The following is a 15609-nucleotide window of genomic DNA, read 5'->3' on the forward strand; positions in this document are numbered from 1 at the left end:
GCCGGCGGGTGGTCAGTAACCGGCGACGGGGTGGCGGTCCTCGTTGGGCATGATGATCCAGAGCGCCAGGTAGATGATCACCTGGGTGCCGGGCAGCAGCAGCGACAGCAGGAACAGCAGCCGGACGAGCCCGGCCGACATGCCGAATCGCTGGGCCAGGCCGATGCAGACACCGGCGAACATGCGCCCCTGCCGGGGCCGGACGAGTTTGCGGCTCATCGTGGCACTTCCCCTCTGCGGCGGTGCGCCGCTTCCGTAGTCGACGTTAGAAACGGGTGGCCACTGCGCCCTCGGTCCAGAGGAGGAACGCCGTTCCCCCGACCCGTAGGTGCTTACCCGTGCGGCCAGCCCGCGACGCCTGGGTGACACCGCACCTGGCATGATCGATTGTGGGCCTTTCGGCTCGCCGGATGTCGTGCACTGTTAACCTGTCGTCCGTTGCGCAGGCAGGAGACAGCGGTGACCTCTGGCGTGGGGGCGTTGTGGTCGCACCGCAACTCGTTGCGCATCCTGGTCCGGCGCGATCTCGCGGTGAAGTACCAGCAGTCGGCGCTGGGCTACTTCTGGTCGCTGATCGAGCCGCTGGGGATGGGGGCCATCTACTGGTTCGTCTTCGGCGTGCTCTACTCCCGCGACACCAACCGCCACCTGGGCGATGCCGCCGGGTCGTACCCGCTGTTCCTGATCACCGGGATCTTCGCCTGGATGTGGACCAGCTCGGCGCTGAGCGAGGCGACCAACGCGCTGACCGGCCAGTCCCGGCTGATCACCACCATGAACCTGCCCCGGCAGGTGTTCCCGATCGGCCGGGTCGCCGGCCGCTTCGCCGAGTACGCCGCCGGTGTGCCGATCCTGGCCGCCATCGCGATCTTCTACGCCGCCCACGGCCGGATCGAGCCGGGCTGGTCGCTGCTGGCCCTGCCGCTCGCGGTGCTGGTTCAGGCCACCCTGCTGATCGGAGTCGCGCTGCTGCTGTCGGCGTGCAACGTCCTGATGCGGGACGTGGAGCGGTTCATGCGCCTGGTGATCCGGGTGCTGTTCTACGCCACGCCGATCATCTATCCACTGGGCCTGGTCCGCAGCTCGGGGCTGCCCGAGTGGCTCAAGGTGGGCTACGAACTCAACCCGTTGGTCGGCATCTTCCAACTGCACCACGCCGTGTGGTACCCGGACGAGTTTCCGGCCGCCCGGATGCTCGTCACCACCATCGGCATCAGCGTGCTGGTGCTCGTCGCCGGCTGGTGGGCGTTCCGCCGGCTCGAACCCGCCGTGCTCAAGGAACTCTGATGGCCGACGCGATCATCGAGGCCGAGGGGATCGGCATCCGGTTCGTCCGCAACCGTCGCCGGCAGTTGCGGCTGCGGGAGGTGGTCATCCACCGCGGCCGGCGGGGCGGTGCCGAGGGGCAGTTCTGGCCGCTGCGGGACGTCAGTTTCTCGATCGCGGCCGGCGAGACCGTCGGGGTCGTCGGCCGCAACGGCACCGGCAAGAGCACCCTGCTGCGGCTGATCGCCGGGGTGCTGATCCCCGACGAGGGGCGGATCCGGGTCTCCGGCGCCGTCGCCCCGCTGCTGGAACTCTCCGCCGGCTTCTCCAGCGACCTGACCGGGCGGGAGAACCTCTACCTGGTGGGCGGCCTGCACGGGCTGTCGTCGGCGTACCTGAAGCGGCACTTCGACGAGATCGTGTCGTTCGCCGGCGAGCAGGTCGAGCAGGCGATCGACACCTCGGTACGGCACTACTCGTCCGGCATGAAAGTCCGGCTCGGCTTTGCGATCATCTCCCACCTGCCGCACCCGATCCTGTTGATGGACGAAGTGACGGCGGTTGGGGATGCGGAGTTCCGCGCGAAGTGCTACACGACCATCGACCGTCTGCTCGGGGAGGGGCGCACTTTGGTGCTGGTCTCACACAACGAAAACGATCTGATCCGATTCTGCCGTCGAGGGCTCTACCTCGACGCGGGCCGGCTGAGCGTCGACGGCACGATCGCCGAGGCGCTGGCCGCGTACGACGACGCGGTCACCCGGTGACCCTCGCGATCGTGCTCGCCGCCGGGGCGCCGGCCGCGAGCCTGCCGACGGGTGCCGGTGAGTCGCTGGCCGACCGGCTGGCCGCCCAGTGGCGCCGGGCGGGGGTGTCCGAGGTGCGGGTCGCCGCCGACCTCGACGAGGTGGCCGACCTGGCCGGCCAGGCCGACGGACCGGTGCTGGTCAGCGGCGCCGACCTGGTCGCGCACACCGCAGTGCTGCGGCACCTGCTGACCAGCCCGGTGGGTGCGACCGTGGCGCTGGTGCTCACCGACCCGCCCGCCGGCGGCCGGACGGCGGTACGCGAGGAGCGTGGCCAGGTGGTCGACGCCGGTCCGGCCGAGCGGCTGGCGGGCGCGACCACCGGCATCTTCGGGGGCGCGTTGCGGGTCCGCCGCGACGACGTGCCGGCGCTGGTCGCCGCCGCCCGTACCGCTGCGGCTGGGGAACTGTCGACCGGCTCCGGCTCGACCGGGCCCGCCGTGGACCGGGTCTTCGCGGGGCTCACCGGGCAGGGGACGCTGGTCCTCGCCCATCGGGTACGCCTGCTGGTCGCGCACCGGGTCGACGACGCGGCCGGACTGGCCGGTGCGGAGGCGGCGATCGCCGCCGTGCCCGAGGACCGGGCCGAACTTCGGCTGTCGGTGAAGGAGAAGGACGACTTCTTCACCACGTACTTCGTCAGCACCTGGTCGCCGTACGTCACCAAGGCCGCGGCCCGGCTAGGGCTGAGCCCGACCGGCGTCACCATGCTGTCGGTGGGGTTCGCGGTGGCCGCGGCGGCGTTCTTCGCCACCGGCGGCCGGCCGGCGCTGGTGACCGGCGCGATCCTGCTCTACCTCGGATTCGTCCTGGACTGCGTGGACGGTCAACTGGCCCGGTACACCCGCAACTTCAGCGCCTGGGGCGGCTGGCTGGACACCATGGCCGACCGGGCCAAGGAGTACCTGGTCTACGCCGGCCTGGGTTGGGGTGCCACCGCGGCCGGGTTCCGGTACGGCTGGGCGCTGGCGATCGCCGCGATGGCGTTGCAAACCGTGCGGCACATGACCGACGCCTGGTACGGCGTACTGCACGACGAGGCGGCCCGGCGGCCGAAGGACGTCGGCACCGGCGGCGGGGGCATCGGCGACCGGCTGAACGCCGCGTCCACGAAGGTGCAGGCCGATGCGGGCTCGGTGTCGTACTGGCTGAAACGGACGGTGGTCTTCCCGATCGGGGAACGGTGGGCGCTGATCGCGCTGGCCGTGGCGCTGTTCGACCAGCGGGTCGCCCTGCTGGCGGTGCTGACCTGGGGGGTGCTGGCGTTCGCGTACACCGGTGCGCTGCGTACGCTGCGGGCGCGCTGGATGGGGGTGTCGGTGCTGGACACGGTCGACGCGACCCTGCACCGCGACGACGGCCCGCTGGCCGCGCGGCTGCCGCTGTCGCGCCGTCCGGGGTCGCTGGACTGGCTCGTGCCGGCCGCGCTGCGGGCGGCGGAGTACCTGTTCGCGATCGCGGCCGGGGTGATCGGCGGCGCGCCGGCCTGGCTGATCTTCGGGTACCTCTTCGTGCTCACGCTGCACCACTACGACCTGGTGGCCCGGCTGGAGAAACGGCAGCCCGCCCCGCCGTTGCACGCCGCCACCCTCGGTTGGGAGGGCCGGTCGATGCTGCTGGCATTGGCGGCGATCGCCGGATTTGTGAACATCGCCCTGGTTACACTCGGTGTCTACCTCCTGGTGCTCTTCGTGGTGAGCGTCGTGCTGGCCTGGTTCGTCCGGCCGACCCGGGCCGCGCGGGTGCCGGCGGGTGCGGGAGGCCGCGCGACGATCTGACGGGGGCCGGGACGACGATGACGCTGATCAGCTTCGTCGTCCCGGCCTTTCGCGTGCAGGGCTACCTGCGGGAATGCCTGGACTCGATCCTCGGTCAGCCGGTCACCGGGATCGAGGTGATCGGCGTCGACGACGGCTCGCCCGACGCCAGCGGCGACATCCTCGACGAGTACGCGGCCCGCGACGACCGGGTACGGGTGGTCCGGCTGGACCGCAACGTCGGGCTCGGCCCGGCCCGCAACGCCGGCCTGGATCAGGCCGTCGGCGAGTACGTCTGGTTCGTCGACGGTGACGACTGGCTCGCCCGGGACTGTCTCACCGAGGTCGCCGCCAGACTGCGCGACACCCGACCCGACGTGCTGCTGGTCGACCACGTCCGGGCGTACTGGGACAACACGGCCACCCGCAGCGCGATGGAGCAGGTCTTTCCGGAGCCGCCGGGCCCGGGCACGTTCCGACTGGTCGACCGGCCGGAGACGCTGGAACTGCTGCACACCGCGTGGAACCGGTTGGTCCGCCGGCAGTTCCTGGCCGACATCGGGCTGCGCTTCGCCCCCGGCTGGTACGAGGACGTGTCGTTCAGCTATCCGCTGCTGCTGGCCGCCGACCGGATCGGCGTGCTCCACGTGGTCTGCGTGCACTACCGGCAGCGCCGCGCGGGGGCGATCACCAGGACCCGGGGTGAGCGGCACTTCGACGTGTTCGAGCAGTGGCACCGGGTGTTCCGGGAGGTCGACCGGCTCGGCGCCGGGCAACTGCGGTCGGCGGTCTTCGAGCGGATGATGTGGCACTACCTGACCGTGCTCGGCAACGGCGCCCGGATCGCCCCCGAACTGCGGCCGGCCTTCTTCGCCCGGGTGACGATCGAGCACGCCCGGCTCCGGCCACCCGGTGGGCACCGGATACCCGATGGCGTCGAAGGGCTCAAACACCGGCTGGTGGCGGCCGGTCGATGGCGTACGTTCAGCGCCCTGCGCGCCACCAACCAGGTGGGCGAGATCGCCCGCCGGGTCGGGCGCCGGATGCTCCCGCCGGCCGGGATCGCCGCGCGGGCGGCGCGGGACCTCACGCTGCGCGGGTACCACCGGGCGGAGCTGTGCCGCCCGCTCGACGAGAACCTCGCGCTGTACGCGGCCTACTGGTACCGCGGCTACGCCTGCAACCCGGCGGCGATCTACGAGGCGGCCCGGCGGCTGGCGCCGCAGATCCGGGGCGTGTGGATCGTCCGCCGCGACCGGGTGCACACCCTGCCCGAGGGAGTCGAGTACGTGGTGGCCGGGACGGCCGCGTACCACCGGATGCTGGCTCGGGCACGGTGGCTGATCAACAACGTCAACTTCCCGGACGGGGTGGCCAAGCGCCCGGGCTCGGTGCACGTGCAGACCCATCACGGCACGCCGGTCAAGGTGATGGGGCTGGACCAGCAGCGGTACCCGCTGGGCGCGGTCGGGATGGACTTCGCCGGGCTGCTGCGTCGGGTGGACCGGTGGGACTACAGCGTCACCTCGAACAGCTTCTCCACCCAGATGTGGGAACGTGCCTATCCGGCCGCGTACACCACCTTGGAGGTGGGGTACCCGCGCAACGACCGGTTGGTCACCGCCACCACGGAGGAGGTGCTGCGGTTGCGCACCACGCTCGGCGCCGGCCTCGGCGAGCAGGTGGTGCTGTACGCCCCGACGCACCGCGAGCACCTGCCCCGGTACCGGCCGCCCTTCGATCCGGAACGACTGCTCGACGCGCTCGGCCCGTCCGGACTGCTGCTGGTCCGCAGCCACTACTTCGAGGACGCGGACCGGCGGGTGCGGCACCCGGCCAACCGGGACCGGATCGTGGACGTCACCGACCATCCCCGGGTCGAAGACCTCTACCTCGCGGCCGACGTGCTGGTCACCGACTACTCCTCGGCGATGTTCGACTACGCCGTCCTGGACCGGCCGATCGTGGTGTACGCCCCGGACTGGGACGCGTACCGGCTGACCCGGGGCGTCTATTTCGACATCACCGCCGAGGCGCCCGGCCCGGTGGCGCGTACCTTCGCCGGGCTGCTCGACGTGTTCGGCCGGGGGGACGCGTACTCGTCCGCCGCCGACCAGACACGGGCGCGCTTCCGGGAGCGGTTCTGCGCGCTCGAGGACGGGCACGCCGCCGAGCGGGTGGTCGGCCGGGTCTTCCTCGGCGAGCCGAGCGCCTGAGCCGCCACTACGTCAATCGAGGGAGCGTAATAGGTCTGTCACGACCTGAACATGACACGTTTACCCGATGTGCTGCCGCGATGATCCTGGTCACAGTCATTCCGGGTTCCGTTGACGACGTGGGGGAGGAGACGGTGACCACCGTCGCGCTCAAGGATGTCACCAAGGTCTTCCGAGACGGCACCGTCGCGGTGGACAGCATCAACCTCGACGTCAACGATGGCGAGTTCATGGTCCTGCTCGGGCCGTCGGGCTGCGGCAAGTCGACCGTGCTGCGGATGGTCGCCGGGCTGGAGGAACCGACCACCGGCGCGGTGATGCTCAACGGGGAACTGGCCAACGACCTGCCGCCCCGGGACCGGAAGATCGCCATGGTCTTCCAGGACTTCGCCCTCTATCCGCACATGAGCGTCGGGGACAACATCGCCTTTCCGCTCAAGCTGGCCGGCGTCGAGCCGGCCCCGCGTGGCGAGCGGGTCACCGACGTGGCCAGCGCGCTCGGCATCGGTGACGTGCTGCCGCGACGACCCAGCCAACTCTCCGGCGGGCAGCGTCAGCGGGTCGCGATGGGCCGGGCGATCGTCCGCCGACCGGGCCTGTTCCTGATGGACGAGCCGCTCTCCAACCTGGACAGCGGCCTGCGGGCCGAACTGCGGGCCGAGATCTCCGGCCTGACCCGGGAACTCGGCGTCACCACCATGTACGTCACCCACGACCAGGCCGAGGCGCTGACCATGGCCGACCGGGTCGCCATCATGCGCAAGGGCGTCCTCCAGGACGTGGGCACCCCCACCCAGGTGTACAACCGCCCGGCGACCCTCTACGTGGCCGCCTTCCTCGGCAGCCCCCGGATGAACCTGCTGGAGGCGTCGGTCTACGTCCACCTCGACCGGTACGTCACGCTCACCCTCGGCGACCAGGCCCTCTACCTGCCCTGGGACGACATCCGCAGCCGTGCCGTGGCGCACTACCACGGCGAGCGCATCGTGGTCGGGATGCGGGCGGAGGCGCTCACCCCGGTCGCCCCGGACTCCCCCGGCGACGTGCTCCACGGCCGGATCCGCTATCTCGAACACCACGGCCACGAGTCGCTGGCCTTCCTCGACATCGGCGCCACCGCGATCATGGTCGACGAGATCGGAGCCCTGCCGGACGGCGACACCCCGACCGGACAGCGCGGCCTGCGCCGCTTCAGCCAGGTGATGCAGCGCCTCACCGTCCGCACCAGCAGGGAGCCGGCGTCGACGTCTGCCGACCACAACCGCACCAGCGTTCTGGCCGACCCCGGCCGCCACCATCGCCGCCCCGCCGAACTCGCCGTCCGACTCGCGCCCTACCCGGCCGTCACCGCCGGCCACTCGTTGGCCATCAAGGTACGCATGGACGCCCTGCACTTCTTCGACGACCGCGGCGACCGCATCGACGTCGGCTGGCGCTGAGGTGTAAGGAAGGGCCCCCTATTAACGCCTGCGGTAGAGGAAGGGCCCCTTATTAACGCCTGCGGGAAAGGAAGGGCTCTGTTGCCGTAGGTCCGGTCGGCGGCCGATCCCGGCAGGATCGGTTCCGGCAGGCCGTGTTTCCTGGTGGCGCCCGGCGGCCAGGCGGCGTGATGCCCTTCATGTTGTCCCTGTCGAGCTGAACCGTTTATGCCATCACAAGATGATCCCGGCGGCGGTGGGCTGCGAATCGATGCACCGCTTGGCGCTGCCCGGGCGAGGGCCGCGATTCGTTCACGCTCTCAGCTCGACAGGGTCAACCCCGCGCGGCAACGTGCGGCGACCGCCATGCGACGTGCGGCGACCGCCATGCGACGTGCGGCGACCGCCATGCGACGTGCGGCAACCGCCGTGCGACGTGCGGCGACCGCCGTGGCGCCTGACGCTGCTGGTGGGGGTGGCGGGGCGGCGGGGCGGTGCGGACGGGGGCAGCGTGTGGAGTCAGGGGCGTGGGCGGCGGTAGGGGGCCCAGGCGACGAAGCGGGTGAAGAGGGTGCGTGGGGCGGGGCCGTCGTCGGGGTTGAGCCGGTACAGGTCGCGGGTCGCTTCGTAGAAGAGCCCGGCCAGGTAGATCGACAGGCCGATTTCGTTGTGGTCGTACTCGACCTTGAGCAGGATGCGCGCCATCGCGCACGGCCACGGATGGCCGCAGGCCCGGCAGCACCACATCGGACGCAGCGGGGTGTGCGGCTTCTCGTGCGAGGGGTACGCCCGGGGCCGGTCGGGCGCCGGCCCGTCACCCGGCTGCGGCAACTGCTGGCTGATCACATTGGACTCCTCGTCGCACGGCTGTCCGGGGCGTCGGGGCCCCGTCCATCAGGGGCGAGCGGGACGGATCCCGACCGAATCCCCGCGATATGCCGCAACTCGGGGAATCCGTACGTGACAGTTTGGTGATGGTCCAACTACGTTCGGAAGTGGTTCGGGTTCTACCAGCCCGGCCGTACGACACGGTCGTCACCGGAGTGCAGAGGTGTGCAGATGGATCGGTTACCCATGCTGGAGTTGTTCGCCGGTGAGCTGCGCCGGCTGCGGACCAAGGCCGGCCTCTCCCAGGAGGCGCTCGGCGAGCAGATCAGCTACTCGGCCTCGCTGGTGGCGTCGGTCGAGCAGTGCCGTCGCCCGCCCCGGGAAGAGTTCGCCCTGCGTTGCGACGACGCGCTGCACGGCGAGGGGCTGCTGGTCCGCATCCGGGAGGCGATCCTCAAGGAGAGCCTGATGCCGTGGTTCCGCGAGTGGGTGACGATCGAGCAGGAAGCGACCGCCCTGTGCAGCTTCGAGCCGCTGGTCGTGCCCGGCCTGCTGCAAACCGAGGAGTACGCCCGCGCGCTGCACGAGGGCGCGAGCCAACTCGTCGGCGACGCAATGGAGCAGCAGGTGGCCGCGAGAATTGCCCGGCAGAAGGTGCTCATCCGGCCCAACCCGCCGCTGCTGGTGGCGGTGCTCGACTACACGGTGCTGGAGCGCCCGATCGGTGACCCGAAGGTGATGCAGGAGCAGTTGCGACACCTGGTGGAGGTGGGCCGGCGGACCCGGGTGCACCTGCACGTGGTGCCCAAGGGCGTCGGCGCCTATCCGGGGCTGAACGGTGCCTTCGTGATCGCCACACCACCCGAGGGCGAGGATCTCGTCTATCTCGACAACCAATTGCAGGGCACCATTGTGGAGCGCACCGTGGACGTAAACTTGCTGCGGCAGAACTGGGAATCCGTCCGGGCCGAAGCGTTACCCCACCGGGCCACCCTCAAACTGATCTCGGAGGCGGCGGAATCATGGACCTGACCGGCGCGATCTGGCGCAAGAGCACCCGCAGCAGCGGCAATTCTGGCAACTGCGTGGAGGTGGCCGACAACCTGGCGCGGGTGGTCGCCGTCCGCGACAGCAAGGACCGCCAGGGCCCGGTGCTCACCTTCACCCCGAACACCTGGCGCTCCTTCCTGGCCTACGCGAAGCAGCGCTGAGGAACCCCCGATCGGTGGCAGCCCAGCTGTGCTCCGGACCGGCGTGTCGAGCAGCTGCACTGCCACCGATCGGGATCTCGGTTACCTTGCCAGGTAAGTTACTGGCTAGTAGCGTTAGGCGGTATGACCATCGACTCGGGGCAGGTGGCGGCCGGCATGCTCGCGGCGGTGCCCTTCGCCCGTACGCTCGGATTTGAGTTCGTCGAGGTGGCTCCCGAGGCGGAGGGTGGGGTCCGGGCCGTGGTCCGGCTGCCCGACTCGCCGGCCACCCACAACCACGTCGGCGGCCCGCACGCCGGGGCCATGTTCACCCTCGGCGAGACCGCCTCCGGCGCGGTGGTGCTCGCCGCGTTCGGGCATCTGCTCGACCGGGCCACGCCGCTGGCGGTGCGCGCGGAGATCGCGTACCGCAAGCTTGCCCTGGGCCCGGTGCTGGCCACGGCCCGGCTCGGTCGCCCGGTGGCCGAGGTGGCCGCGGAGCTGGCGGCCGGCGAGCGACCGGAGTTTCCGGTACGCGTCGAGATCGCCACCGAGGAGGGCAAGCCGACCTCCGAGATGACCGTCGTTTGGACCCTGCGCCCGAACTGACGCGGGCCGGCTCGACGCCGAAGGGGTTTGCCGCCGGGCGGCGGTGGATAGATTGGTGGGATGCTCGGCCTCCCCGCTCACGTGACCGCGTGTCTCTTCGATCTGGACGGTGTGCTCACGCAGACCGCACGGGTGCACAACGCCGCCTGGACCGAGACCTTCGACGACTTCCTGCGCCGGCACGCCGCCACCGCCGGCGAGCCGTACCAGCCGTTCGACCCCGGCCCGGACTACCACCGTTACGTCGACGGGCGTCCCCGGCTCGACGGCGTACGCACCTTCCTCGCCTCGCGCGGCATCACCCTGCCGGAGGGTACGCCGGACGATCCGCCGGGCGCGCAGACCGTGCACGGCATCGGCAACCAGAAGAACGCCCTGGTGCTGGAGCGGATCCGCAGCATGGGGGTGGACGTCTACCCCGGTTCGGTGACGTACCTGAAGGCGGTGGCCGAGGCCGGCCTGCGCCGAGCCGTCGTCACGGCCAGCGCCAACGGTCGGGAGGTGATGGCCGTCGCCGGGCTGGAACCGCTGCTGGAGGCCCGGGTCGACGGGCTGACCGCCCGCGCCGAAGGGCTGCGCGGCAAACCGCATCCGGACACCTTCCTCGCCGGCGCGAAAGTGCTGGGGGTCGAGCCGAAGCAGGCGGCCGTCTTCGAGGACGCGCTCGCCGGGGTGGAGGCCGGCCGGGCCGGCGGCTTCGGGTACGTGATCGGGGTGGACCGCGTCGGCCAGGCCGACGAACTACGCGCGCACGGCGCGGACGTGGTGGTCACCGACCTCGCCGAGTTGCTCGCCCCGGGGAGGCCCGAATGATCCGGGAGCGGGCGTACCCGGTCGAGCCGTGGCACGTGCGCGAGACCCGGCTCGACATGGACGTCCTCGCCCAGTCCGAGTCGGTCTTCGCGCTCTCCAACGGGCACGTCGGGCTGCGCGGCAACCTGGACGAGGGTGAGCCGCACGGCCTGCCCGGCACCTACCTCAACTCCTTCTACGAGCTGCGTCCGCTGCCGTACGCGGAGGCCGGCTTCGGCTTCCCCGAGTCCGGCCAGACCATCGTCAACGTGACCAACGGCAAGCTGATCCGGCTGCTGGTGGACGACGAGCCGCTGGACGTGCGCTACGGCGAGGTGCTCGCCCACGAGCGGGTCCTCGACCTGCGTTCCGGCACCCTGCACCGGTCGCTGCACTGGCGCTCACCGGCCGGCCGCGAGGTCCGGGTGAACAGCACCCGGTTGGTCTCCTTCCGGCAGCGCTCGGTCGCCGCGATCCGGTACGAGGTCGCGGTGGCCGATGACAAGCCGCTACGGCTGATCGTCCAGTCCGAGTTGGTGGCCAACGAGACACTGCCGCCGCAGAGCCGCGACCCGCGGGTGGCGGCCGTGCTGGAGTCGCCGCTGGAGGCCGAGGAGGAGCTGACCACCCCCGGCGGCGGGTTGCTGATCCACCGGACGAAGGTTTCCGGCCTGCGGGTCGCCGCCGCGATGGAGCACGAGATCGAATCGCCGGCGCGCACCACCATCGACTCGGAGGGGTACGAGGACTGGGTGCGTACCACGGTCGGGTGCGTGCTGGAGCCGGGCCAGAAGCTCTGCGTGATGAAGTACCTGACCTACGGCTGGTCCAGCCGGCGCTCGCTGCCCGCCCTGCGCGACCAGGTCGGCGCCGCGCTGGCCGCCGCCCGGCTGGACGGCTGGGACGGGTTGGTGCGCGAACAGCGGGAGTACCTCGACGAGTTCTGGGACGCCGCGGACGTGGAGGTCGACGGCGACCCGGAGGTGCAGCAGGCGGTCCGGTTCGGGCTGTTCCATGTGCTCCAGGCCGGTGCCCGCGCGGAGCGCCGGCCGATCTCCGCCAAGGGTCTCACCGGCCCCGGGTACGACGGGCACGCCTTCTGGGACACCGAGATGTTCGTGCTGCCGGTGCTGACGTACACCCATCCGGCGGCGGTACGCGACGCGCTCTACTGGCGGCATGCGACGCTGCCGAAGGCCCACGAGCGGGCCCGGACGCTGAACCTGGCCGGCGCGGCCTTCCCGTGGCGCACGATCGAGGGCCCGGAGTCGTCGGGCTACTGGCCGGCGGGCACCGCGGGCTTCCACATCGCGGCGGGCATCGCCGACGCGGTGCGGCGCTACGTGCTGGTCACCGGGGACCGTCAGCTGGAACGCGAGATCGGGCTGACCCTGCTGGTGGAGACCGCACGGCTGTGGCGCTCGCTCGGGCACCACGACCGCGCCGGGCAGTACCACATCGACGGGGTCACCGGCCCGGACGAGTACACCGCTGTCAAGAACGACAACGTCTACACCAACCTGATGGCGCAGCGGAATCTGCTGGCCGCCGCCGACGCCGCGGCGTGTTACCGCGACGAGGCGTACCACCTCGGCGTGACCGACGAGGAGGCGGCCGCGTGGCGGGACGCTGCCGTGGCCATGCACATCCCGTACGACGACGAACTCGACGTGCACCAACAGGTGGAGGGCTTCACCCGGCTGCAGGAGTGGGACTTCGCGGACACGCCGCAGGACAAGTACCCGCTGCTGCTGCACTACCCGTACTTCGATCTGTACCGCAAGCAGGTGATCAAGCAGGCTGACCTGGTGCTGGCCATGCACTGGCGTGGCGACGCGTTCACCGTCGAGGAGAAGCTGCGCAACTTCCTCTACTACGAGCGGCGTACGGTGCGCGACTCGTCGCTGTCGGCGTGCACGCAGGCGGTGCTGGCGGTGGAGGTCGGCTACCCGGACCTGGCGCACAGCTACCTGCGCGAGGCGGCGCTGATGGACCTGCACGACCTGAACGAGAACACCCGTGACGGGGTGCACATGGCCGCCCTCGCCGGGGCGTGGATCGCGCTGGTCGCCGGGTTCGGCGGATTACGGGACCACGATGGCGTGCCGTCCTTCGAGCCACGCCTGTCGAGCCGGCTGAACCGCCTGGCGTTCGCGCTTCAGTGGTGCGGCATGCGGCTCCGGGTCGACGTCCGGTCGCACCAGACGACGTACGCGCTGCACCACGCCGACCCGGACGCGGCGCTGGAGCTACGCCACTACGGCGAACCGGTCCGGGTCACCTGCGCGAAGCCGGTGACCGTGCCGAACCCGCCACCTCGCGCGAATCTCCCGCCGGTCGAGCAGGCCCCCGGCCGGGAGCCCCTGCTCCGCCTGCCGGAGAACCCGATCTGACCGTCGTCTCCCAACGCCGGCGCGACGGTCGCCGGCCGGCGGTCAGATGGGCTCGCCCTGCGATGGCCGGCCGGTGGCGTCGTGCGGCGTCCTGGCCCGGGGGTCGCCGGCCGAACGGGCCTGAGCTGCCTCGTCCGCCCAGTCCCGGCCGTGCTGGATGTCCTGATCCCGCCGCTCGCGCTCGGCGGCCTCGGGAGGACGGGGCTCACGATCATGATGCGGCATGACGGATCCTCACGATCTGGTCGGCGGCGCCTCTGGCACCGTTCCGGCTGGGGTCGGGCGTCGGCTACCCGCCCAGCCCCGGCCGCAAACGGGTGCCGCCTATCCGGGATGCCGGGATCGCGATGGCGTGCGCCTGTTCAGCCCGGGTATCCGGCAGGCGGGATGCCGACGCGGCGGGGAGGGCGAGATGGACCTACGGAGCAGCACGGTGACGGTCCCGGCAGGGGAGGTCGACCTGTCGGCCGACCTGCTGGTGCCGCCGCAACCGGCCGGCGTGGTGCTGTTCGCGCACGGCAGCGGCAGTTCCCGGCACAGCCCCCGCAACGTGGCGGTGGCGCACACGCTCAACGCCGGCGGGCTCGGTACCGTCCTGGTCGACCTGCTGACCCCGGCCGAGGACGAAATGGACGCGGTCACCGCCGAGTTGCGCTTCGACATCGGCCTGCTCGCCGGACGACTGGCCGCGATCGTGGACTGGCTGGCCACCGAGCGCCCCGGCGGGACGGCCTCGGTCGGGCTCTTCGGTGCCAGCACGGGTGCCGCTGCCGCCCTCGTCGCGGCGGCGCAACGGCCGGATCTGGTACGCGCCGTGGTGTCCCGGGGCGGACGCCCAGACCTGGCCGGTGCCGCTCTCGACCAGGTACGCGCGCCGACCCTGCTGCTGGTCGGCGGCCTCGACGAACAGGTCATCACCCTCAACCAGGAGGCGCTGAGCCGACTGACCGCGCCGGCCGAGTTGCGGGTGGTCCCCGGCGCGACCCATCTCTTCGAGGAGCCCGGCACCCTGGAACAGGTTGCCGGGGCGGCGAAACGCTGGTTCCAGGCCAACCTCCCGGTGACCGTCGGCGTGCCGTCCGTCTCCCGCCGGCAGTAATTCCTCTTCACCTCACCCGGCGTCGCGGGGCTCTGGTGATGGCGGTGGGGCCGGTGGATCCGATGGCGCGCCGGCGGGCTGTCGTTGGCGTTGGACGCTGTCGATGACCCGCCAGGCGACGGCGGCGATCGGGACGGCGACGAAGGCACCACCGATGCCGGCGATCAGGGTGCCGGCGGTCACCGCGACCAGGATCACCACCGGGTGCAGCCGTACCTGACGCTTCATGACCAGGGGCTCCAGCAGGTTGCCCTCGATCTGCTGGACGGCGATCACCGCCGCCAGGGTGAGCAGGGCGGTGGTCGGGCCGTCGGCGGCCAGCGCCACCAGCACCGCGACCGCGCCGGCCACGGTCGCGCCGATGATGGGAACGAACCCGCCGATGAAGGTGATCAACGCCAGTGGGAACGCCAGCGGTACACCGAGCAACACCAGGGCAAGGCCGATCCCGACCGCGTCGATCGCCGCGATCAGCATGGTGCCCCGGCTGTACGAACCGAGCGTCCGCCAGCCGACCCGACCGGCCTCGGCGGCGATCTCCCGGTTCGGCCCGGTCATCCGGCGCAGCGTCCAGTGCCATATCGCCCGGCCGTCCTTGAGCAGGAAGAAGAGCAGCACCAGGGCCAGCAGGGCGGAGCCGAGCACCTCGGCGACGGTGCGCGCGCTGGCGAGCGGGTCGACCTGCGGCGAGGTGGCCGCCTGGCGTAGCTGGGCGAGCAGCCGGTCGAGCTGCTCGTCGGTGACCGGCAGCGCCGAGGTGATCAGGTCCCGGGTATGGCCGAGGCCCTGGCGGAGCTCGTCGCCCAACTCGCTGAACTGGTTCGCGGTCAGGTGCCAGACCAGCACCCCGACGCCGCCCAGGCTGCCGAGCAACAGCAGCATGGTGAGCAGGGCGGCCAGCGTGGCAGGCAGCCGCAGCCGGCGCAACGCGAGCTGTACCGGGTCGAGCAGCGCGGTGAGGAAGAGGGTGGCGGCCACCGCGATGGCCAGCGGGGTGACCAGCATGATGATCCGCGCCAGCAGGTAGAACCCGGCGGCGATCACCACCAGGCAGGCGCTCCACACCACCGCGGAACGGACCAGCCAGGGCAGGGCGGCCCAGGTCTGTCGCGGTCCGGCGCCCCGGTTCGGCCCATCCTCGGGCGTACGCCCGGTGCGCGCTGCCACCACGTCGGCCCTCCTCGTGTCCGGCGAGGTCCTACCCGATCGGCGGCCATCCGACACCGGTTTCGCGG

15 protein-coding genes are annotated in these 15609 nt (G+C 71.4%); 11 read left to right on the forward strand and 4 right to left on the reverse strand.

The annotated features are described in order from the left end of the window. Positions 1-12: 12 nt before the first annotated feature. Positions 13-219, reverse strand: a complete 207-nt coding sequence (locus IEY61_RS08820) for a PspC domain-containing protein (protein WP_189042372.1) — start codon at positions 217-219, stop codon at positions 13-15. Between the two features lie 240 nt (positions 220-459). Between IEY61_RS08820 and IEY61_RS08825 the strand changes: the two genes are divergently transcribed. The 5 genes from IEY61_RS08825 (at position 460) to IEY61_RS08845 (ending at position 7484) form a co-directional block, all read left to right on the forward strand. Then, a complete protein-coding gene (locus IEY61_RS08825; protein WP_189042373.1) occupies positions 460-1287 on the forward strand; it encodes an ABC transporter permease in 828 nt (275 codons plus the stop codon). Continuing rightward, positions 1287-2033, forward strand: coding sequence for an ABC transporter ATP-binding protein (locus IEY61_RS08830; protein ID WP_189042374.1), 747 nt, complete (start codon positions 1287-1289; stop codon positions 2031-2033). Before IEY61_RS08825 ends, IEY61_RS08830 begins: the two co-directional genes overlap by 1 nt. Next, positions 2030-3850, forward strand: coding sequence for a DUF5941 domain-containing protein (locus IEY61_RS08835; RefSeq protein WP_189042375.1), 1821 nt, complete (start codon positions 2030-2032; stop codon positions 3848-3850). The genes IEY61_RS08830 and IEY61_RS08835 overlap by 4 nt, the downstream gene beginning before the upstream one ends. A 17-nt stretch (positions 3851-3867) precedes the next feature. Beyond that, positions 3868-6045, forward strand: a complete 2178-nt coding sequence (locus IEY61_RS08840) for a bifunctional glycosyltransferase/CDP-glycerol:glycerophosphate glycerophosphotransferase (RefSeq protein WP_189042376.1) — start codon at positions 3868-3870, stop codon at positions 6043-6045. Positions 6046-6125: 80 nt separating this feature from the next. Next, positions 6126-7484 carry an ABC transporter ATP-binding protein gene (locus tag IEY61_RS08845; protein WP_189042378.1) on the forward strand — a complete coding sequence of 453 codons (1359 nt, stop codon included), beginning with the start codon at positions 6126-6128 and terminating at the stop codon, positions 7482-7484. A gap of 498 nt (positions 7485-7982) precedes the next feature. On the opposite strand, the gene IEY61_RS08850 is transcribed toward IEY61_RS08845, so the two are convergent. After that, positions 7983-8309, reverse strand: coding sequence for a hypothetical protein (locus IEY61_RS08850; RefSeq protein WP_189042380.1), 327 nt, complete (start codon positions 8307-8309; stop codon positions 7983-7985). 213 nt (positions 8310-8522) lie between these two features. On the opposite strand from IEY61_RS08850, the gene IEY61_RS08855 reads away from it, so the two are divergent. The 5 genes from IEY61_RS08855 (at position 8523) to IEY61_RS08875 (ending at position 13275) form a co-directional block, all read left to right on the forward strand. Next, on the forward strand, positions 8523-9323 hold the full coding sequence (locus IEY61_RS08855; protein ID WP_189042382.1) for a helix-turn-helix domain-containing protein: 801 nt from the start codon (positions 8523-8525) through the stop codon (positions 9321-9323). Then, entirely contained in the window at positions 9314-9502 is a 189-nt protein-coding gene (locus IEY61_RS08860; RefSeq protein ID WP_189042384.1) for a DUF397 domain-containing protein, read from the forward strand. The genes IEY61_RS08855 and IEY61_RS08860 overlap by 10 nt, the downstream gene beginning before the upstream one ends. A gap of 123 nt (positions 9503-9625) precedes the next feature. Next, on the forward strand, positions 9626-10090 hold the full coding sequence (locus IEY61_RS08865; RefSeq protein ID WP_189042386.1) for a DUF4442 domain-containing protein: 465 nt from the start codon (positions 9626-9628) through the stop codon (positions 10088-10090). A 60-nt stretch (positions 10091-10150) separates the two neighbouring features. Continuing rightward, positions 10151-10903: an HAD family hydrolase gene (locus tag IEY61_RS08870; protein ID WP_189042388.1), complete on the forward strand. Its 753-nt coding sequence runs from the start codon at positions 10151-10153 to the stop codon at positions 10901-10903. Next, the gene (locus IEY61_RS08875) at positions 10900-13275 is read left to right on the forward strand and encodes a glycoside hydrolase family 65 protein (RefSeq protein WP_189042390.1); all 2376 of its coding nucleotides are present in this window, start codon (positions 10900-10902) and stop codon (positions 13273-13275) included. Before IEY61_RS08870 ends, IEY61_RS08875 begins: the two co-directional genes overlap by 4 nt. A 42-nt stretch (positions 13276-13317) precedes the next feature. Here the strand turns inward: IEY61_RS08875 and IEY61_RS08880 are convergent, their stop codons facing one another. Further along, positions 13318-13500: a hypothetical protein gene (locus tag IEY61_RS08880; RefSeq protein WP_189042392.1), complete on the reverse strand. Its 183-nt coding sequence runs from the start codon at positions 13498-13500 to the stop codon at positions 13318-13320. 187 nt (positions 13501-13687) lie between these two features. On the opposite strand from IEY61_RS08880, the gene IEY61_RS08885 reads away from it, so the two are divergent. After that, positions 13688-14374 (forward strand): dienelactone hydrolase family protein, encoded by a 687-nt coding sequence (locus tag IEY61_RS08885; RefSeq protein ID WP_189042394.1) that lies wholly within the window; start codon positions 13688-13690, stop codon positions 14372-14374. Positions 14375-14386: 12 nt separating this feature from the next. Here IEY61_RS08885 and IEY61_RS08890 read toward each other — a convergent pair whose 3' ends face one another. Beyond that, positions 14387-15544, reverse strand: coding sequence for an AI-2E family transporter (locus tag IEY61_RS08890; RefSeq protein WP_229705768.1), 1158 nt, complete (start codon positions 15542-15544; stop codon positions 14387-14389). Between the last annotated feature and the right edge of the window lie 65 nt (positions 15545-15609).

Origin of the sequence: Micromonospora sonchi, from assembly GCF_014646235.1 — a bacterium.
Classification (GTDB): domain Bacteria; phylum Actinomycetota; class Actinomycetes; order Mycobacteriales; family Micromonosporaceae; genus Micromonospora; species Micromonospora sonchi.